Here is a 20,171-nt window from a genome sequence, read left to right on the forward strand (position 1 = left end):
TGAAACCGAAGTTTCGAATTTTGATTATCATCAACGAGTGCCCACACAGATTGATAGGTTTATATTGTTAAAGAGCGGTGTTTTAAGCTTCACTCAAAACGGACGGCTATTTTAGCGAGATAAGTTTTAGTGTCAACCACTTTTTGCAAACTTTCTTTCGACATTCTGTCGGGCTAAATTTTGCCTGCTTGACTCAGCTAGGAAGCTTGTTGCGCCTTGCCGTGTCAGCGAGGGGGCATTATAGAGATCGGACTGAACTTGGCAAGTCTTTTTGTACAACTTTTTTCGATTTTTTATCTTTCGAGTAATATTTGCTCGAAACGGTCAAAAACCTTGGTTCCGATCTACATTTGCTGAAATTTATCCGCAAAAAGGCTGACCTTTTGCCAGTTGGTATATTCGACCTCTTTACTGGTGTCGGTTTCGCCGCCAGTCAGAGTCATAATCAAGCGAATCATCATTTTGTCGAACCAGCGGTAACGTGGGTAATAGAGAGCACCGGCAAACACACCGATCAATTCCGGCTGCCATGGGGACTTTTTCAAAAAGGTTTTGATATAGGCACTGCCTTCCGGAGTATCTTTACCCTGCTCTTCTTTGCGGGCAGTGAGGTTTACACAGAAAAATGCCACTTTATTAGCCGCAAGTTGCTGCTGATAGCGGTCGATAAACTGATACAGCCTTTTATTCAGATGGCCATAGCGAATCGATGCACCGATCAACACCCGCTCATACTGGTCGAAATCGACCTGATCCATCTGGTGTAAATCCTTCAGTTCGCAATCCAATCCCGTCAATTGGTCTGCGATAAACTGCATTATTTTCTTGGTTTGCCCTTCCTGACTGGAGTACAAAAACAGAGCTTTGGACACGCGATCTCCTTAACTTCGCCAAAAGGTTGGCGTAAGTAATATCAACAGAGTAAAAATTTCCAGACGACCAAACAGCATGGACACCACCAGTACCCATTTTGCTTTGTCGTTAATATCACCAAAATGCAACGCCACTTCGCCCAGTCCCGGTCCGAGGTTGTTCAGTGTGGCGGCAACGGCAGAAAACGCACTCAACTCCTCCATTCCCGTGGCAATCAGCGCCAACATACACACGACGAACACCAGCGCATAGGCTGAGAAAAATCCCCACACTGCATCCACAACCCGCTGTGGCAATGCGGTACTACCCAGTTTAATGGTGTACACCGCCCGGGGGTGGATCAGGCGTTTCATTTCCCTGCCCCCCTGGAGCGTCAGCAGCAGAATACGAATCACTTTCAGGCCGCCACCGGTTGACCCGGCACAACCACCGATAAAAGATGAAAACAGTAGTAATACCGGCAAAAACAGCGGCCACTCAGAAAATCCTGTGGTGGTAAACCCGGCTGTGGTCGATATAGACACGGTCTGAAACAGCGCCTGATCGAACGCCTCATAGATAGAACTGTAACTGTGGTTACTCAGCAGCACCAAGAAGCACGCCACAAACAGTACCGCCTGAATGAATAAAAAAGCACGAAACTCCGGATCCCGCCAATAGTAGCGAGGGTGAACACCGCCCGAGGCGAACGCGGCAAAATGAAGCGAGAAATTACAAGCCGAAATCAGCAGAAACACTACCGTAATCATATTAATGGCGTAACTATCGAAATAGCCGATACTGGCGTCATGGGTCGAAAATCCACCGATAGCGATAGTGGAAAAGCTATGGCTAATGGCATCAAAGGGCGTCATGCCCGCCAGCCAGAATGCCAGCGCGCAACCGATAGTCAGGCTGAGGTAGATATACCAGAGTGCCTTAGCCGTTTCGGCAATCCTCGGGGTCATTTTGCTGTCTTTCACCGGCCCGGGTATTTCCGCCCGGTAGAGCTGCATGCCACCGATCCCCAGCACCGGCAGGATAGCCACCGCCAGGACAATGATTCCCATCCCGCCGAACCATTGTAAAAACTGGCGGTAAAACAGGATCGCTTTCGGCAACTCATCCAGACCGACGATTACCGTAGCCCCGGTGGTCGTCAGGGCTGAAAACGACTCAAAAAACGCATCGGTTACCGAGATGTTTGGATTGCTGGCAATCAAAAACGGCAGAGAACCGGCACTACCGATAACCGTCCAGAACAGTACCACGATCAGAAAACCGTCGCGGGCTTTTAATTCATATCGATGACGACGGTTGGGAAACCAAAACAGACCACCGCAAAACAGTAGGACAAAAAAGGTGGTAACAAAAGGTACACCCTCCCCATCCCGGTAGATAAAGGCTACCAGGGCCGGTGCCAGCATAGTGACACTAAACAAAGCCAGTAATAATCCGACGATACGGATAATCGAACGATATTGCATGCGTAATTGTGGTTGAAGCTTAGCTTCTGACTTCCTGTTAGCTCTGCTGCCTTTGTGGCGATATGACAATCGCCTTTGCTGCACTTTTATTGGTGATTGACTGGGTAAATGCTTCGACCTGTCGCGCTTCAATTTCTACCAGTAGCTCAACGTGATCGCTGTAATCAGCCCCGATTTCCACCGCATCAAACTGGCTGATAATGGACTGAGCTACCGGCATGAAGCCATAGTCTAGCTTCACTATTCGTTTTGTGGTGATTTTTTTCTCCAGAGTTTGAAGCAGCTTTAACGCTTGCTGCACCCCGCCGCCGTAGGCCTTAACCAGTCCACCGGTACCAAGTTTGATACCACCGGAATAACGAGTCACCACCGCAGTGATCTCCCCGACACCCGATCCCGACAATTGAGCCAGAATCGGCTTACCTGCGGTACCAGACGGCTCGCCATCATCGCTGAATCCCCACAACATAGAATCTTCCGGCCGGCCAGCAACAAATCCCCAGCAGTGGTGCCTGGCTGCCGGATGACGGGCTTTTATATGCTGAACAAACGCTTTTGCCGCATCCACGCCAGTGGTATGGGCCAGATTAGTAATGAAAAGACTCTTCTTTATCTCTTCCTCTGTTTCGACCGGATCTGCCGGAATACAAAAAGGGAGCGTGTTCATAGGGTTCCACTGCTGATATGACGGGTGCCAGAGTGTATCACAGCCACTATACGGATCTGAATGTTATGCTCAACCGCACAATGTTAAACACTTGTTTGAAAAATGTATTGAAATCGAGTCAGGGCCAGTCCAAACTTAATCCACTGGTCAAACCAGGATTAATAACGAGAACGATTTACCTCTACACGCAATCTCTGATTGAAAGTCATGGAGATAGACAATGATTTACCAAGCCAACACCCTACAGGTAAAGGAATTACAAGATGGCATCGCAGAGTTGAGCTTTTGCGCTCCTAACTCGGTGAACAAGCTTGACCTTGCAACACTGGAAGCCCTCGACCAAGCGCTGGACAAACTCGCGCAGTACCCTGGACTGAAAGGTGTGCTACTCACTTCCGATAAAGATACCTTCATCGTCGGTGCCGATATCACCGAATTCCTCGGCCTGTTTGCCAAACCCGAACACGAACTGGAAAAGTGGTTACAGTTTGCCCACCGCATTTTTGACAAGCTGGAAGACCTGCCCGTTCCGACGCTTTCGGCACTCAAAGGACACAGCTTAGGCGGCGGATGTGAGTGTGTACTTGCTACTGACTTCCGTATCGGTGATAAAACCACCAGCATCGGCCTGCCGGAAATCAAACTTGGCATCATGCCCGGTTTTGGCGGTTGTGTACGCCTGCCGCGCTTGATCGGCGCAGACAGTGCGATGGAAATCATCACCCAGGGCAAAGCCTGCCGCGCAGAAGAAGCGTTAAAAATTGGCCTGCTGGATGCAATCGTAGAGAGCGACAGCCTGATCGAATCCGGCCTGGCTACCCTTAACCAGGCGATCAATGAAAAGATTGACTGGCAGTCACGCCGCCAGCAAAAACAAGCCCCACTGACGCTGAGTAAACTGGAAGCCATGATGAGCTTCACCATGGCCAAAGGCCTGGTAGCCCAAAAAGCGGGCCCGCATTATCCGGCGCCGATGGCGGCGGTCACCACCATTGAGCAGTCCGCTCAGTCTGGCCGCGAAGAAGCGATGGCTATCGAGCGCAAGCACTTCATTACCCTGGCTAAATCCAAAGAAGCGCAAGCGTTAATCGGACTGTTCCTCAATGATCAGCACATCAAATCGCTCGCTAAGAAAGCGGCTAAATCCGCCACCAAAGACACCAACCGTGCCGCGGTGCTCGGTGCTGGCATCATGGGCGGCGGCATCGCCTACCAATCTGCGCTGAAAGGCGTGCCAGTATTGATGAAAGACATCGCTCAGGCATCACTGGATCTTGGCATGACCGAAGCGTCTAAACTGCTTAATAAGCAGCTGGAAAGAGGCAAAATCGACGGCTTCAAAATGGCCGGTATCCTGGCCTCTATCACGCCAAGCCTACATTATGCCGGGATCGAAAATGCCGATGTGATCGTTGAAGCGGTAGTAGAAAACCCGAAAGTGAAAGCGGCGGTATTAAGCGAAGTTGAGCAACAGGTGACTGCGGATACGGTACTTACCTCCAATACTTCCACTATCCCGATCGATCAGTTGGCGGAATCACTGCAACGCCCGGAAAACTTCTGTGGCATGCACTTCTTTAACCCTGTACACCGTATGCCACTGGTGGAAATCATTCGTGGTAAGCAGACCTCGGATGAAACCATCAACCGCGTAGTCGCCTATGCGGCTAAAATGGGCAAATCACCGATCGTAGTGAATGACTGCCCAGGGTTTTTCGTCAACCGGGTACTGTTCCCTTACTTTGCCGGATTCAGTCTACTGCTGCGCGACGGTGCCGACTTTACGCAAATCGATAAAGTGATGGAACGTCAATTCGGCTGGCCTATGGGCCCTGCGTATCTGCTGGATGTGGTTGGCATCGATACTGCTCACCATGCTCAGGCAGTCATGGCTCAGGGCTTCCCAGAGCGGATGGCCAAGTCCGCCCCTGACGCTATCGATGCGCTGTTCAACGCCAACCGATACGGTCAGAAAAATGGCGAAGGCTTCTACAGCTACAGCGTCGACCGCAAAGGAAAACCGAAGAAGACCTGGACCGAATCAATCCAGCCGATTCTGGCACCGGTTTGTGCAGCGTCTCAGCAATTTGATGCCCAGTCGATTATCGACCGCTGCATGATTCCGATGATCAACGAAGTCGCACTCTGCCTGCAGGAAGGCATCATCGCTTCACCTCAAGAAGCCGATATGGCACTGGTTTATGGCTTAGGCTTCCCTCCTTTCCGCGGTGGCGTATTCCGCTACCTGGATACTGTTGGTTTACAGCAATACGTCGACAACGCCAAACAGTACGCTGATTTGGGACCACTGTATCATGTACCACAACTGCTGATCGATATGGCCGCAAAAGGGGAAACCTTCTACGGCGCGCAGCAAGCCAGTTCAATCTAAGGAGAGATGCCAATGAAAAATGTAGTAGTGGTCGATTGCCTTCGTACCCCAATGGGCCGCTCCAAAGGTGGAGCGTTTCGAAATGTTCGCGCAGAAGAGCTGTCGGCTCACCTGATGAAAGGTATCCTGGCCCGTAACCCGCAAGTGGACCCTGGCGACATTGAAGATATCTACTGGGGCTGTGTGCAACAGACTCTGGAGCAAGGTTTCAACATCGCCCGTAACGCGGCGCTGCTGGCTGGCTTACCGATTGAAATCGGTGCGGTAACGGTGAACCGCCTGTGCGGCTCGTCAATGCAGGCGTTGCATGATGCTACCCGTTCTATCATGGTGGGTGATGCAGATATCTGCCTGATCGGTGGTGTCGAGCACATGGGCCACGTGCCAATGACCCACGGGATCGACTTCCATCCCGGTTTATCGAAAAACGTCGCCAAAGCATCCGGCATGATGGGCCTGACTGCAGAGATGTTGGGTAAACTGCACGGCATCAGCCGCGAACAGCAGGATCAATTTGCCGCCCGCTCCCATGCCCGTGCGCATGCCGCCACGGTTGAGGGCCGGTTTAAAAATGAAATTCTGCCAACCGAAGGCCATGCCGCTGACGGTACCCTGTTCACGCTCGATTACGATGAAGTGATCCGCCCGGAAACCACAGTGGAAGGACTGGCACAACTGCGTCCGGTGTTTGACCCGGCCAACGGTACCGTCACCGCAGGCACCTCTTCGGCTCTGTCGGATGGCGCGTCAGCCATGCTGATCATGAGCGAAGAGAAAGCCAACCAACTGGGGCTGAAAATTCGCGCCCGGGTAAAATCAATGGCGATTGCCGGCTGCGATCCGTCTATCATGGGGTATGGTCCGGTACCGGCCACCATGAAAGCGCTGCGCCGCGCTGGCTTAACCATTGAAGATATGGATGTGGTCGAGCTGAATGAAGCCTTTGCGGCTCAGTCGCTACCGTGTGCTAAAGACCTGGGACTACTGGACGTCGTGGACGAAAAAGTCAACCTCAATGGTGGCGCGATTGCGCTTGGCCACCCGTTGGGTTGTTCCGGTTCGCGGATCTCTACCACGCTGATCAACCTGATGGAAGCCAACGACGCTAAATACGGCCTGGCAACCATGTGTATCGGTTTGGGACAGGGAATTGCAACCGTATTTGAACGCCCATAAGCGCTCCCCCCTGCTGATTATATGCCGGCATTATTGCCGGCATTTTTTATCGGCCGACAACCAGTCATGATAGAGCCGCTGACTGTCACCGAGGTAATCCACCATCCACTCGATCATTTTGTGATTGTCGTCTTTGTGCCACACCAGACAACAGTGGCTGAGCGGTTTTTCTGCTGGTAATACCCGTTCCACCAGGGTACCGTCCGCCAGCAACGGCGCGGCGATATGCCGCGGCATATACCCGACCCCGACAGCATGTTCCAGACACTCAATGGCACTGTTCCAGTTAGGCAGCAGCAGGCGCCGCTGCTGCGGATAATGGACGGTATGACGCTTGGGCAGCACCTGGGACGTGTCATCCAGGCAGATCGCCGGAAACTGGCTGACCAACTGCTCGTTTAGCTCAGCGGCACTGGCGCAGGGGTGGTCCGCCGCCATCACAAACGCCCAGTCCAGTACCCCCATCTCCCGGATGGCGTAATCGCCACCGACCGGTATCGCCGAGGTCGCCCCGATGGCAATATCGGCCCGCCCCTGAGAGATAGCCTCCCAGGAGCCGTTAAAGACTTCCATATTGATCTGCAGTTCAGCATGAGGAAAGGTCTGATAAAAGTGTTCGATCAGTGTTGGCAACTTATCCAGCCTGACCACATTATCCAGCGTCAGCCGTAAACTCTGCTGCCAGCCATGAGCGGCGCGCCGGGTCTGGCTGCGCAGCTCTTCCATCTGGCGCAGCATCCCGCGAGCCTGGCTGAGGAACAGCTCGCCCGCCGGGGTCAGTTCAACCCGACGCGGCAGCCGGCGAAACAACAGCACGTCCAGTTCCTGCTCCACCTGACGAACACCATAGCTGATCGCCGACGGCACTTTGTGTAACGCTTGTGCCGCCGCGCTAAAACTGCCCAACCTGGCGACGGTATCGATCATCTCCAGCGAAGATTGGGAAAACACGCCCATAAACTACCTTTCAATTTTTTTGATTGATAACTACAAATTTTAGCGTTTTATTTTCCACAAATCGAAAAATAGAATGGCATGGTAATTAATTCAGGGTTGGCGCCAACTGATCTTAGCGAATAAATGATTAAATAATTTGATTGGTTAAAAAATGAAAATATCAAAACTGCAACTGGTGTATCTGGCTGCGCTGTCTATGCTCGGTTTTATCGCCACCGATATGTACCTGCCCGCTTTTAAACTGATGGAAGCCGATTTTGTCACCGGCCCTGAGCAGATTGCGCTGTCGTTAACTGTGTTTCTGGGCGGTATGGCCGTCGGTCAGTTACTCTGGGGCCTGGCCTGCGATAGATATGGCCACCGCAACACCTTAGCGGCTGGGCTGATGATCTTTACCTTCGCCTCATTTAGTCTGGCGTTTAGCGATCAGGTGTGGCAATTGCTCTCACTGCGTTTTGTCCAGGCAATTGGCGTTTGTGCGCCAGCGGTGATCTGGCAGGCAATGGTCATCAAACGTTACTCCACCAGCAGCCAACAGATTTTTGCCACGATTATGCCGCTGGTAGCGCTCTCTCCGGCCCTGGCACCACAGTTTGGGGTACTGCTGACCGAAAGCTTGGGCTGGCCGAGTATCTTTGTCGCGTTGGGCCTGATGGGACTGCTACTGCTCACGGCGACCCTGAGCCAGCAAAATGCCGCTGCAGAAGTCAAACAAACCAGCATCTCTGCCGATATCAGAGCGCTGCTGGGGTCAAAAACCTACCTGGGTAACGTATTGATGTTTGCGACCGCATCGGCGGCCTTCTTCGCTTACCTGACCGGGATGCCGGAGATCATGGCGCAACTGGGTTATCAGGCCAAAGAGATAGGTCTGAGCTTTATTCCGCAAACCATCGCTTTTATGACGGGTGGCTACCTGGGTAAAGTCGCGGTGAGAAAATATGGTGATGAAAAAGTACTGCGCCAATTGCTGGGCCTGTTCAGTGTCGCGGCACTGCTGATCTTGCTGGCATCACAATGGCAACTGACCTCTATCTGGCCCATATTAGCGCCGTTTTGCCTTATTGCCCTGGCCAATGGTGCTCTGTACCCCATCGTGGTGAACCGCGCCCTGGCCAGTGCCCAGCAAAGCCCTGCGACCGCAGCCGGACTGCAAAACAGCCTGCAAATCTGTGTCAGCAGCCTGGCCAGTGCGCTGGTGGCTGCCATGGCCAGCCAGGCACAGATCGTCACAGGTGTGGCCATCATCATCTGCACCGGCGGCTTATGGGTTGGCTATATTGTTGCTAACCGGGCACTATCAAAGCACTTTACCACGCCGGATAATTCGCGTGTGGTGCGGGACGAATAGTTAATAGTAGCAGAGCCGCGTTGGCGGCTCTTTGCGCTTGCAATAATGCGTCACTAGAGGCTTTTCAGCCCCCACTTCTCGGCGGTAGTTTTAAAGAAACCCTGGGTTTTCTTCAACTCAACCCAGTGATTGATGTAGTTAATCCAGACCTGATCGTCCTGTGGCAGCAACATGGCAATCGGAGTCGGTCTGCGTGGCTCGGCAACCGGCACGATCGCCAGTTGACTGAATTTCTCGACTAAGGTCGCCGCCTCGACATTCGAGGTCACCGATACATCAGCCCGTTTGGCCAGCAGCTCCTGAAAATCCCGCGCCGGTGCTTCTATCACGATATGCTGGGCAGACGGGAAAAACTCTTTGACCATTTTCTCCTGCACGGTGCCCAGAGTGGAAGCCACCTTCACCGATGGCGAGTCAAAATCACTCCAGTCGGCGTATTTGGCCAGATCACTTTTTTGTACCACAGGCACAAAGGCCAGATAGAAATAGGGCTGGCTGTAACCGGCCACTTTAGCCCGCGACATATTCAGTGACGCGCTACCGGTAATGTCGTATTTGTTGGCGGTAATGCCGTTGACCAGAGTTTTCCAGTCGGTGGCCACATACTCGACTTTCACCCCCAGGTCCTTGGCCAGCTCAGTGGTCACATCGATATCAAAGCCGCGATAACTGTTGTCGGCGGGATTTTTCATCGTCATAGGGTTCCAGTCCCCTGTGGTGCCGACTCTCAGTACACCAGCTTCTAGGATATCCTGCAGACGGCTGCTGGCATTCGCCGCTCCGGTAATGGCCAGCAAACACAATCCAAATGTCACTAATGCTTTATTCATTGTTCTGTCCTTAAAATTTGGCCACGTGCCATCTATCATTGATAACATAGCAGTAACAAAGGGATTTTCTAGTTTTATCAAGGAGTCATGTGACGATACGAATTTTGCTGCTGGCCAGTTTGGCGTTACTGACCGGCTGTAGCCAATACCAGTGGGGCTGGTATGTGCTCGACCCGGCCACACTGCAGGGCAAAACAAACCTGAAGTTTCTGGTCGGCGGTTTCACCGCCACCATTCAGGTCTCCTTACTGAGTATGCTGCTGGCGATGACCATCGGCTTAATGGTTGCCCTGCTTGCCCTGACAAAGTCGCGACTGCTGCGCGGGATTAACCGCGTCTATGTAGAAGTGATCCGCTCCATTCCGGTGCTGGTGCTGCTGCTGTGGGTCTATTACGGCATGCCGACACTACTGGATATCTCCCTGACCCACTTCTGGGCTGGTGTAATTGCCCTGACCATTGCCGAAAGTGCCTTTATGGCAGAAGTGTTTCGCGGTGGGATCCAGGCCATCAGCCGCGGCCAGCATGAAGCGGCGGAGTCGCTCGGGTTGAACTACTGGCAAAAAATGCGCTGGGTGATCCTGCCCCAGGCGATACGCCAGATACTGCCACCGCTTGGTAACCAGTTTGTCTATATCCTGAAGATGAGTTCACTGGTCAGCGTGATCGGCCTTAGCGATCTGACCAGGCGAGCCAACGAGCTGGTGGTTAATGAGTACTTACCTCTGGAAATCTACAGCTTTCTGGTGCTGGAGTATCTGCTGCTGATCCTGTTGGTATCTCAGGCGGTGCGCTGGCTGGAAAAAAAGATCGCCATTCCCCATCATTAAAAAACGCCGCATTATGCGGCGTTTGTCGATAGCTAGCGTGCTATTTGTTTTTCACCGGTCGTTGCCAGCCAGTAATTTTACGCTCTTTAGCGCGAGTGATGACTAACTCACCTTCGGCAACATCTTTGGTCAGAGTAGTCCCAGCACCGATAGTGGCACCATCGGCAATCGACACCGGAGCCACCAGCTGACAGTCAGAACCGACGAACACGTCATCACCGATAATGGTTTTGTGCTTATTGGCACCGTCGTAGTTGCAGGTAATCACCCCCGCGCCGACATTGGTACGCTGACCGATCTCCGCATCGCCCAGATAGGTCAGGTGGTTGGCCTTTGACCCTTCCCCGATGCGGGCATTTTTCACTTCAACAAAGTTGCCGACATGGGCATCGTCGCGCAGTTCTGCGCCGGGACGCAGGCGGCTGAATGGCCCGACAGTACACTGCTCACCCACCGTCGCACCTTCAATCACGCTGTACGGGCGGATCACAGTGTTGTCGTCGATTTCACAGTCTTTCAGCACACAGCCAGCACCGATCACTACGTTATCACCCAGGGTGACGCTGCCTTCGATAATCACGTTGACGTCGATCTCAACATCCATACCGCACTGCAGCTGGCCACGCAGATCAAACCGGGCCGGATCGCGCAGCATCACGCCCTGTTGCAGCAATTTCTGCGCCTGAATCGCCTGGTAGGCACGTTCAAGACGCGCCAGTTGTGCGCGGTCATTGACCCCTTCCACTTCAATCGGCGTGACCGGATGGACCGCTTCCACCGCCCGGCCCTCTTCATGCGCCGCAGCGATAACGTCAGTCAGATAGTACTCGCCCTGGGCATTATTGTTGTTCAGCCCGGACAACCAACGTTTCAGGTCGCCGCCGGTGGCCACCATCACACCGGTATTGATCTCTTTGATCAGCTTCTGCTCGTCAGTGGCGTCTTTCTGTTCCACGATCGCCACTACCGGGCCATTTTTACGTACGATACGGCCATAGCCGGTCGGATCGTCCAGCACTACGGTCAGCAGCGCAATGCCACCGGTCGGCTGGGCATCCAGCAGGCTTTCGATAGTCTGTTCCGAAATCAGCGGCACATCGCCGTACAGCACCAGCACTTTTTCATCGTCGGCAAAGCTTGGAGATGCCTGATCGACCGCATGACCGGTACCCAGTTGATCCGCTTGCAGTACCCAGTTGACCTGTTCCGCGGCCAGGCTGGTTTTCATCTGGTCACCGCCGTGGCCATACACCAGGTGGATGTTTTGCGCCCCCAGGCCGTTACAGGTATCAATCACATGTTTGACCATAGGTTTACCCGCCAATGTATGCAAAACTTTCGGCAAGTTGGAGTACATCCGGGTGCCTTTACCCGCGGCCAGGATCACTGCGCTGAAGTTCATAACTATCCTTTTAATTCTTTTACTGTAAAAACTGGCCCTAGTTTATCCCGCTTAATGGCATTAGTTAATCAATTGGCCATAATTTCCGGGCAAAATTAAGTCAAATAGCGTCAATTTGTTCTACGCCAGACAGCAAAAAGGCGGTCTATGACCGCCTTTCTCTCTTAGTTCAACGCTGCTGGTAAATTAGCGGCGTTTCTTTGTCAGCTCGATAACTCGTAGCTGAGCAATGGCTTTAGCCAGTTCACTGGCCGCTTGTGCGAAGTCCATATCGCCGTGCTGGTTCTGGATTTGCTCCTCAGCGCGACGTTTCGCTTCTTCTGCCTTCGCTGCGTCTAGCTCTTCACCACGGATTGCGGTATCAGCCAGCACGGTCGCCGTGCCAGGCTGTACTTCAACCATACCACCAGAAACATAAATAATTTCTTCGTGGCCGTGCTGCTTAACAATGCGCACCATACCAGGCTTGATAGCGGTCAGCAGCGGTGTGTGGCCGTGGAAAATACCAAGCTCACCTTCGCTACCGGTCACCTGAAATGTTTCAACACGTCCGGAAAAGATTTTCTTTTCTGCGCTGACCACGTCAAGGTGAAAGGTTATTGCTGCCATATCGCCTCCTAGTTAGCCTTATAGCTTCTTCGCATTCTCGATAGCATCGTCAATGGAACCGCAGTACATGAACGCTTGCTCTGGAATGTCATCGAAGTCACCTTCCAGCAGACCTTTGAAGCCACGTAGAGTCTCTTTCAGAGGTACGTAGATACCAGGGTCGCCAGTGAATACTTCCGCTACGTGGTAAGGCTGAGTCAGGAAACGCTCAATCTTACGAGCACGAGATACCACTTGCTTGTCTTCTTCAGACAGCTCATCCATACCCAGGATGGCAATGATATCTTTCAGCTCTTTATAGCGCTGTAGAGTCTGCTGAACGCCACGAGCGATGTCGTAGTGTTCTTGACCAACGACCAGCGGATCCAGCTGACGAGAAGATGAATCCAGTGGGTCGATCGCAGGGTACAGACCCATAGCGGCGATGTTACGGTTCAGTACAACTGTCGCATCCAAGTGAGCGAAGGTTGTTGCTGGAGACGGGTCGGTCAAGTCATCCGCAGGTACGTATACCGCCTGTACAGACGTGATAGAACCTTGTTTGGTTGACGTGATACGCTCCTGCAGAACACCCATCTCTTCAGCTAGGGTTGGCTGGTAACCTACCGCTGAAGGCATACGGCCCAGCAGTGCGGATACTTCTGTCCCCGCCAGGGTGTAACGATAGATGTTATCGATAAACAGCAGTACGTCACGACCTTCGTCACGGAAGCGCTCAGCCATAGTCAGACCGGTCAGAGCAACACGCAGACGGTTGCCCGGTGGCTCGTTCATCTGGCCGTAAACCATCGCTACTTTTGATTCTTCTGGTTTCTCGACGTTTACAACGCCCGCTTCCTGCATTTCGTAGTAGAAGTCGTTACCCTCACGAGTACGCTCACCTACACCAGCAAATACTGAAAGACCAGAGTGTTGCAGTGCGATGTTGTTGATAAGTTCCATCATGTTAACGGTCTTACCTACACCTGCACCACCGAACAGACCGATTTTACCACCCTTAGCGAATGGACAAACCAAGTCAATAACCTTAACCCCTGTTTCCAGCAGTTCAGTTACGTTCGACTGTTCTTCATAGCTTGGTGCTTCACGGTGAATAGAGTAAGACTCTTCTGCACCGATTTCACCACGCTCATCAATCGCATCACCAAGCACGTTCATGATACGACCTAGGGTTTTAGTACCTACTGGCACTGAGATTGGAGCGCCAGTATTTTCTACTGTCATTCCGCGACGTAAACCATCAGAGCTACCCATTACGATACAGCGAACTACGCCACCGCCTAGCTGCTGCTGAACTTCAAGAACCAAGCGTTCTTTAGCTTCCGTAAGGTTCAGAGCGTCGTATACACTAGGTACATCGCTCTGTGGGAACTCTACGTCGACTACCGCACCGATGATCTGTACGATCTTACCTGTAGCCATCGTTAATCCTCTAAACTGTTTCGTTTTACCTATGCTTAAACCGCTGCTGCACCACCGACGATTTCAGACAGTTCCTGGGTAATCGCAGCCTGACGGGCTTTGTTGTACACCAGTTCCAAATCTTCAATCAGGTTTGTCGCATTATCAGTTGCCGCTTTCATCGCAATCATTCGAGCTGCTTGCTCACAGGCCAGGTTTTCCACTACGCCCTGATAAACCTGAGACTCTACGTAACGCACTAATAGCGTATCCAGCAGAGGTTTTGGTTCAGGCTCATAGATGTAGTCCCAAGCGTGCTCGCGCTGCATCTCTTTGCTGTCCGATTTAGGCAAAGGTAGCAATTGATCGATCGTTGGTTGTTGCACCATTGTGTTGACAAACTTGTTGAACACAACGAACAGGCGATCCAACTCACCTTCATCATATTTCTTCAGCATCACGCTGACAGAACCGATCAGGTCTTGCAGGGCTGGGCTGTCGCCAAGACCCGATACCTGAGCCGCGACTTTTGCACCGCTGTTGTTAAAGAAGGCGGTGGCTTTAGAACCGACAATCGCCAGCTCCACTTCCGCGCCTTTTTCTTTCCAGCTCTGCATATCTGTAATGGCTTTCTTGAACACGTTAATGTTCAGGCCACCACACAGACCGCGGTCGGTAGAAATAATGATATAACCAACACGTTTGGCTTCACGCTCTTCCAGGTACGGATGACGGTACTCCAGATTCGCGTTTGCCACATGACCGATCACTTTACGCATTGTTTCCGCGTATGGACGAGAAGCTTCCATGGCGTCTTGTGAACGACGCATTTTTGAAGCTGCTACCATTTCCATCGCTTTCGTAATCTTCTGAGTGCTTTTTACACTACCGATTTTACTACGTATCTCTTTTGCGCCGGCCATCGTTACTCTCCATTAGTTGGTGGCACTTAAGGCCACCGACTTATTACCAAGTTTGGGTTGCTTTGAAGTCGTCGGTCAGCTTCTTCAGCTGCGCTTCGATTTCATCATTGTAAGCACCCGTCTTGTCGATCTCAGCTGCCAATTCAGCGTATTGACCGCGAGCGTACGATAGTAGAGCCGCCTCAAAATCCAGAACTTTGTTCAGTTCTACATCTTGCAGGTAACCGCGCTCTGCCGCAAAGATAGTCAGTGCCTGGTCAAAAACAGACATCGGAGCGTACTGCTTCTGCTTCATCAGTTCTGTTACTTTTTGACCGTGGTCTAGCTGACGCTTAGTGGCTTCATCAAGGTCAGACGAGAACTGAGCAAACGCTGCCAGTTCGCGGTAAGCTGCCAGTGCAGTACGGATACCGCCAGACAGTTTCTTGATGATTTTCGTTTGCGCTGAACCACCTACACGAGATACTGAGATACCTGGGTCAACCGCTGGGCGAACACCCGCGTTGAACAGCTCAGTCTGCAGGAAGATCTGACCATCGGTAATCGAGATTACGTTAGTCGGTACGAATGCCGAAACGTCACCAGCTTGGGTTTCGATGATTGGCAGGGCAGTCAAAGAACCGGTCTTACCTTTCACTTCACCGTTAGTGAAACGCTCTACGTACTCTTCGCTTACACGAGCGGCACGCTCTAGTAGACGAGAGTGGAGGTAGAATACGTCACCTGGGAAGGCTTCACGGCCTGGTGGACGTTTAAGTAGTAGAGAGATCTGACGGTAAGCTACTGCTTGCTTAGATAGATCATCGTAAACAATCAGTGCGTCTTCACCGCGATCGCGGAAGTATTCACCCATCGCACAACCTGCGTATGGCGCCAGGTATTGCAGTGCGGCAGATTCAGAAGCCGATGCAACCACTACGATAGTGTTTTTCAGTGCGCCGTGCTCTTCCAGTTTGCGAACCACGTTGGCGATTGTCGATGCTTTCTGACCGATCGCTACGTAGATAGAGAAAATACCAGAGTCTTTCTGGTTGATGATCGAGTCGATCGCCAGCGCTGTTTTACCAGTCTGACGGTCACCGATTACCAATTCACGCTGACCACGACCGATTGGGATCATTGAGTCAACAGATTTGTAACCGGTTTGTACAGGCTGGTCTACCGATTTACGGTCGATTACACCTGGGGCGATCACTTCAACAGGCGAAGTCAGTTTGGCTTCGATAGGACCTTTACCATCGATAGGCTCACCCAGCGTGTTCACTACGCGGCCTAGCAGTTCAGGACCAACTGGTACTTCAAGAATACGACCAGTACCTGTTACTTTCATGCCTTCCTTAAGGTCAGCATATGGGCCCATTACAACCGCACCAACCGAGTCACGCTCAAGGTTAAGTGCCAGTGCAAAACGGCCACCCGGTAATTCAATCATTTCACCTTGCATCACGTCCGCTAGGCCGTGAATGCGAATAATACCGTCGCTTACCGATACGATGGTACCTTCATTACGAGCTTCACTCACAACTTCGAAAGATTCGATACGTTGTTTGATCAGTTCGCTGATTTCCGTGGAATTAAGTTGCATGCTCCAATCCCCATTAAGACTGCAATGCATCGCTCAGGCGGTTCAAACGACCACGCGCTGAGTCATCGATGACTAGGTCTCCGGCTCGAATAATCACCCCACCAAGTAGGGCCTCATCTACACTGCAATTCAGCTTCACTTTGCGCGCAAGGCGCTGCTCAAGTTTGCTAATGATGTCTGCCTGTTGCTGCGTCGAAAGCTCGGTCGCTGAAATCACATCAACGTCGATCTCTTTCTCATGCTCTTGTTTCAGAGCCATGAACTGCAGGCTTACTTCAGGAAGAGCCGTCAAACGGCCATTCTCTGCCATCACCTTTAACAGGTTCTGGCCAAACTCATCAACTTGCTCACCACATACCGCGACAAATATCTCAGCCAGTTTATCGGCTGAGGTTGAGCCGGTTAACAGCTCTTTTATTTGGTCGTTATGGGCGACTTCAGCAGCGAAAGACAGCATTTGACCCCATTGGTCAAGCTGGCCTTTCTCCACTGCAAAGTCGAATGCTGCTTTAGCATAGGGGCGTGCGATAGTAGTCAAATCAGACATATGCGCCCCCAGACTTAAAGTTTTGCAGTAATGTTGTCGAGAATATCTTTGTGCGCATCTTTATCGATTGTGCGCTCAAGGATTTTCTCAGCACCAGCTACAGCCAGAGTTGCAACTTGTTTGCGCAGCTCATCGCGTGCACGGTTGCGTTCAGCTTCAAGTTCTGCATCTGCTTGCGCAAGGATTTTCTGGCGTTCTGCCTGAGCTTCCTCACGAGCTTCATCTAGAATTTGAGCTTTGCGCTTATTCGCTTGCTCGATGACCTCAGTTGCTGTGCGCTTCGCTTCTTTCATTTGTTCAGAAGCGTTGGCTTGTGCCAGATCCAAGTCTTTTGCAGCGCGTTCCGCAGCTTGCAAACCGTCAGCGATTTTCTTCTGACGTTCTTCGATCGCATTCAGAATTGGTGGCCACACGAACTTCATGCAGAACCACACAAACAGAGCAAACGAAATTGCTTGACCCAGCAGAGTTGCGTTTATATTCACAACAGCTACCCCTCTCTTCGGACTTAGTGTTAATCAGTGACAAACCTGAGTTTGTCCCGCATTCAAAGTGATTAACCTAGTTGACCAACGAATGGGTTTGCGAAAGTGAACAGCAGTGCGATTACAATACCGATCATTGGAACCGCATCAAGTAGACCCGCGATGATGAACATCTTAACTTGTAGCATAGGAGCCATTTCTGGTTGACGAGCTGCACCTTCAAGGAATTTACCGCCCAGAAGTGCGAAACCAATCGCTGTACCAAGAGAAGCAAGACCGACGATGATACCTACGGCGATTGCAGAAAAGCTCAGTAAAGTTTCCATTACTATCTCCAATTTTATAGTTGTTGGCTTAGTGCCCAATAAAAAAAGCTAAAAATTTATTAATGATCAGAATCTTCGTGTGCCATTGACATGTAAACAATTGTCAACATCATAAATACGAAGGCCTGAATCGTGATAACCAGAATATGGAAAATAGCCCACGGAAGTGAACCCATCCATTGTAGCCACCATGGTAGCATTGCCGCACAAAGAATGAATACAACCTCACCCGCGAACATGTTACCGAAAAGACGCATACCGAGTGACAGCGGTTTCGCCAGCAGCGAGACGACTTCAATCAGCAGGTTAAACGGAATCATGATTGGGTGGTTAAACGGATGCAGTGCCAATTCTTTTGCAAATCCACCTAGACCTTTCACTTTAATGCTGTAGAAAATCATTAAAGCAAACACGCCCAGTGCCATAGCCATGGTGATATTCACATCAGCCGAAGGTACTACTTTCAAGTAAGGAATACCGAGCCAATGCTCTGCTGGATAAGGCAAGAAATCGATTGGAACTAAGTCCATGATGTTCATTAGCAATACCCAACAAAAGATAGTCAGTGCCAGCGGAGCTATTAGTGGGTTGCGTCCATGGAACGTGTCTTTGACGCTGTCTGCGACAAATTCAACGATCATTTCTACAGCACACTGAAGCTTACCTGGTACACCTACTGTTGCTTTCTTAGCGACCGAGTAAAAAATTCCTAGGAAAATCAGACCCGTGAACCAAGAAAAAAACAGGCTATCGATATGTACGTTCCAGAAACTCGTCTCCTCCACCAGACCAAGTCTTCCCAGAGAAAGGTTGGTTAAGTGGTGAGTGATGTAACCGGACGATGTTAGCGCTTCACCTGGCGCAGCCATAACTCATCCTATTTTTTGTTGTTAATGAATAGCGCTGGCGCAAAGATATTAATACCTAGTGCCAGCAAATAGGTTAGTTTCAGGGGAACGAGTTCCACCTGCATATACATGTAGGCAGCCGAGAACAGAACCACCGTAATGAGAATTTTCAGTGCTTCGCCGGTATAGAAAGAGGCCGTGATCCGCTTTGCGGCCCGAGCTCCACTAAACATAAAAGCACATAACGCAAAAACCGCGTTAGCGATAACAAAAATGCCACCGCCAACTAGCGCTGAAAGCCCCCATTCAGCATTGATAGACACTGCCATCCCTGCTGCCACTACAATAACCGCGCCAAACTGGAGCATTAACAATTGCTTTGCAAGCTCTCGTCCTGGTCTAGCCAACGCAGCTACCATGTATTCTTACCTCATAAATATTCCCCGGCGTATTAACAACTGCCACCGAGGAAATTGGCGAAAATTATACGTTCAGTCGAATTGATTGCAATTAAAACGCTGTAAAAAGTTACAAATTTGTTCACAATCCGACAACTTTTACTTAAATAAAATGTTTTCTCACATTTGATTTAAATCAATTATCTCATTTAGGCTTCTAGCTTCGCAATTAGTTGCTCTAATTTGTGAGGTTCATCAAGGCTTATCGTCAATTTGGACTTTCCGGAACTCGAGCGGACGATAGACACTTTGCCACCCAACATTTCGCTTAATTTTTGCGAAATATGTTGTGCTTCTTGGTCCTCTGGCTCATTTTTCGCCTCGACTTGCGGTGCTAAGCACTTTTTCACCAACTGCTCGGTCTGACGTACCGTAAGTTGTTTCTTCGCCACCTGCTGTGCGATCTCAACCTGCTGTTCACCAGGCAAGGCCAGCAGAGCACGGGCATGGCCCATCTCCAGCTGCTTTTCCGCCACCAGCAGTTTGACGTCCTCGTCTAGCTGATTGAGTCGCAGCAGGTTGCTGACCGTGGTGCGGGATTTACCGATCACATCCGCCACTTGCTGATGAGTGAGGGCAAATTCGTCCTGCAGACGTTCCAACGCCTGGGCTTCTTCGATGACGTTAAGGTCTTCACGCTGAATGTTTTCAATCAGCGCCATCGCGATGGCGGCACGGTCCTCGACCGATTTCACCAGACAGGGAACTTGTCTTAGTCCCGCCTGGCGGGCCGCTCGCCAGCGTCGTTCGCCGGCGATAATTTCATACTGACTGATACCAACCTGGCGAACCACGATCGGCTGGATAATACCTTGCGACTGGATCGACGCGGCTAACTCTTCCAGAGCTTCCGGCGCCATATCTTTACGCGGCTGATAGATACCTGGCTGCAACTGACCAATGGCAATACTGGTCAACTCACCATCAACGGATTTGATCTGACTCTGACTGGCAATCTGTTGTTTGTCACGCGCTAGCGAGCTGGTCGATAGCAACGCATCCAAACCTTTTCCTAAACCACGTTTAGACATGGAGGTGCATTCCT

The 20,171-nt window shown here is 51.2% G+C and carries 20 protein-coding genes; 4 read left to right on the forward strand and 16 right to left on the reverse strand.

What is annotated here, in order from left to right; translation table 11 throughout:
• Nucleotides 1-344: 344 nt before the first annotated feature.
• Genes hemG through ACQY6F_RS01795 form a run of 3 tightly spaced genes read right to left on the reverse strand, consistent with a single transcriptional unit; the run spans nt 345 to nt 3,006 of the window.
• Nucleotides 345-872, reverse strand: coding sequence for a menaquinone-dependent protoporphyrinogen IX dehydrogenase (gene hemG, locus ACQY6F_RS01785; RefSeq protein WP_428771866.1), 528 nt, complete (start codon nt 870-872; stop codon nt 345-347).
• 9 nt (nt 873-881) lie between these two features.
• A complete protein-coding gene (locus tag ACQY6F_RS01790) occupies nt 882-2,339 on the reverse strand; it encodes a TrkH family potassium uptake protein (RefSeq protein WP_428771868.1) in 1,458 nt (485 codons plus the stop codon).
• Between the two features lie 37 nt (nt 2,340-2,376).
• Nucleotides 2,377-3,006 (reverse strand): YigZ family protein, encoded by a 630-nt coding sequence (locus ACQY6F_RS01795; RefSeq protein WP_428771869.1) that lies wholly within the window; start codon nt 3,004-3,006, stop codon nt 2,377-2,379.
• A 220-nt stretch (nt 3,007-3,226) separates the two neighbouring features.
• Here ACQY6F_RS01795 and fadB point away from each other — a divergent pair, with 220 nt between their 5' ends.
• On the forward strand, nt 3,227-5,398 hold the full coding sequence (gene fadB / locus ACQY6F_RS01800) for a fatty acid oxidation complex subunit alpha FadB (RefSeq protein WP_428771870.1): 2,172 nt from the start codon (nt 3,227-3,229) through the stop codon (nt 5,396-5,398).
• 12 nt (nt 5,399-5,410) lie between these two features.
• Nucleotides 5,411-6,574 (forward strand): acetyl-CoA C-acyltransferase FadA, encoded by a 1,164-nt coding sequence (gene fadA, locus ACQY6F_RS01805; protein ID WP_428771871.1) that lies wholly within the window; start codon nt 5,411-5,413, stop codon nt 6,572-6,574.
• Between the two features lie 30 nt (nt 6,575-6,604).
• Here the strand turns inward: fadA and punR are convergent, their stop codons facing one another.
• Nucleotides 6,605-7,525 (reverse strand): DNA-binding transcriptional activator PunR, encoded by a 921-nt coding sequence (gene punR, locus ACQY6F_RS01810; RefSeq protein ID WP_428771981.1) that lies wholly within the window; start codon nt 7,523-7,525, stop codon nt 6,605-6,607.
• 157 nt (nt 7,526-7,682) lie between these two features.
• Here punR and punC point away from each other — a divergent pair, with 157 nt between their 5' ends.
• On the forward strand, nt 7,683-8,882 hold the full coding sequence (punC, locus tag ACQY6F_RS01815) for a purine nucleoside transporter PunC (protein ID WP_428771872.1): 1,200 nt from the start codon (nt 7,683-7,685) through the stop codon (nt 8,880-8,882).
• A 53-nt stretch (nt 8,883-8,935) separates the two neighbouring features.
• Here the strand turns inward: punC and ACQY6F_RS01820 are convergent, their stop codons facing one another.
• Nucleotides 8,936-9,712: a transporter substrate-binding domain-containing protein gene (locus ACQY6F_RS01820; RefSeq protein WP_428771873.1), complete on the reverse strand. Its 777-nt coding sequence runs from the start codon at nt 9,710-9,712 to the stop codon at nt 8,936-8,938.
• Nucleotides 9,713-9,801: 89 nt separating this feature from the next.
• Here ACQY6F_RS01820 and ACQY6F_RS01825 point away from each other — a divergent pair, with 89 nt between their 5' ends.
• Nucleotides 9,802-10,542 carry an amino acid ABC transporter permease gene (locus ACQY6F_RS01825; RefSeq protein ID WP_428771874.1) on the forward strand — a complete coding sequence of 247 codons (741 nt, stop codon included), beginning with the start codon at nt 9,802-9,804 and terminating at the stop codon, nt 10,540-10,542.
• A gap of 40 nt (nt 10,543-10,582) precedes the next feature.
• On the opposite strand, the gene glmU is transcribed toward ACQY6F_RS01825, so the two are convergent.
• From glmU to ACQY6F_RS01880, 11 genes are all read right to left on the reverse strand, one after another.
• Nucleotides 10,583-11,944, reverse strand: a complete 1,362-nt coding sequence (gene glmU / locus ACQY6F_RS01830; protein ID WP_428771875.1) for a bifunctional UDP-N-acetylglucosamine diphosphorylase/glucosamine-1-phosphate N-acetyltransferase GlmU — start codon at nt 11,942-11,944, stop codon at nt 10,583-10,585.
• A gap of 186 nt (nt 11,945-12,130) precedes the next feature.
• Nucleotides 12,131-12,553 (reverse strand): F0F1 ATP synthase subunit epsilon, encoded by a 423-nt coding sequence (locus ACQY6F_RS01835; RefSeq protein WP_176319949.1) that lies wholly within the window; start codon nt 12,551-12,553, stop codon nt 12,131-12,133.
• Between the two features lie 18 nt (nt 12,554-12,571).
• Nucleotides 12,572-13,975 (reverse strand): F0F1 ATP synthase subunit beta, encoded by a 1,404-nt coding sequence (gene atpD, locus ACQY6F_RS01840; RefSeq protein WP_428771876.1) that lies wholly within the window; start codon nt 13,973-13,975, stop codon nt 12,572-12,574.
• Between the two features lie 35 nt (nt 13,976-14,010).
• Entirely contained in the window at nt 14,011-14,877 is an 867-nt protein-coding gene (gene atpG, locus ACQY6F_RS01845) for a F0F1 ATP synthase subunit gamma (RefSeq protein ID WP_428771877.1), read from the reverse strand.
• A gap of 43 nt (nt 14,878-14,920) precedes the next feature.
• A complete protein-coding gene (gene atpA, locus ACQY6F_RS01850) occupies nt 14,921-16,462 on the reverse strand; it encodes a F0F1 ATP synthase subunit alpha (RefSeq protein WP_428771878.1) in 1,542 nt (513 codons plus the stop codon).
• 13 nt (nt 16,463-16,475) lie between these two features.
• The gene (atpH, locus tag ACQY6F_RS01855) at nt 16,476-17,009 is read right to left on the reverse strand and encodes a F0F1 ATP synthase subunit delta (RefSeq protein WP_428771879.1); all 534 of its coding nucleotides are present in this window, start codon (nt 17,007-17,009) and stop codon (nt 16,476-16,478) included.
• A gap of 14 nt (nt 17,010-17,023) precedes the next feature.
• Nucleotides 17,024-17,494 (reverse strand): F0F1 ATP synthase subunit B, encoded by a 471-nt coding sequence (gene atpF / locus ACQY6F_RS01860; protein ID WP_428771880.1) that lies wholly within the window; start codon nt 17,492-17,494, stop codon nt 17,024-17,026.
• Between the two features lie 71 nt (nt 17,495-17,565).
• A complete protein-coding gene (atpE, locus tag ACQY6F_RS01865) occupies nt 17,566-17,820 on the reverse strand; it encodes a F0F1 ATP synthase subunit C (protein WP_002540812.1) in 255 nt (84 codons plus the stop codon).
• 59 nt (nt 17,821-17,879) lie between these two features.
• Nucleotides 17,880-18,689, reverse strand: a complete 810-nt coding sequence (atpB, locus tag ACQY6F_RS01870) for a F0F1 ATP synthase subunit A (RefSeq protein WP_428771881.1) — start codon at nt 18,687-18,689, stop codon at nt 17,880-17,882.
• An 8-nt stretch (nt 18,690-18,697) separates the two neighbouring features.
• On the reverse strand, nt 18,698-19,087 hold the full coding sequence (locus tag ACQY6F_RS01875) for a F0F1 ATP synthase subunit I (RefSeq protein WP_428771882.1): 390 nt from the start codon (nt 19,085-19,087) through the stop codon (nt 18,698-18,700).
• Nucleotides 19,088-19,275: 188 nt separating this feature from the next.
• Nucleotides 19,276-20,157 (reverse strand): ParB/RepB/Spo0J family partition protein, encoded by an 882-nt coding sequence (locus tag ACQY6F_RS01880; RefSeq protein WP_428771883.1) that lies wholly within the window; start codon nt 20,155-20,157, stop codon nt 19,276-19,278.
• Nucleotides 20,158-20,171 lie beyond the last annotated feature (14 nt).

The organism is Vibrio sp., assembly GCF_050299255.1.
GTDB lineage: Bacteria > Pseudomonadota > Gammaproteobacteria > Enterobacterales > Vibrionaceae > Vibrio.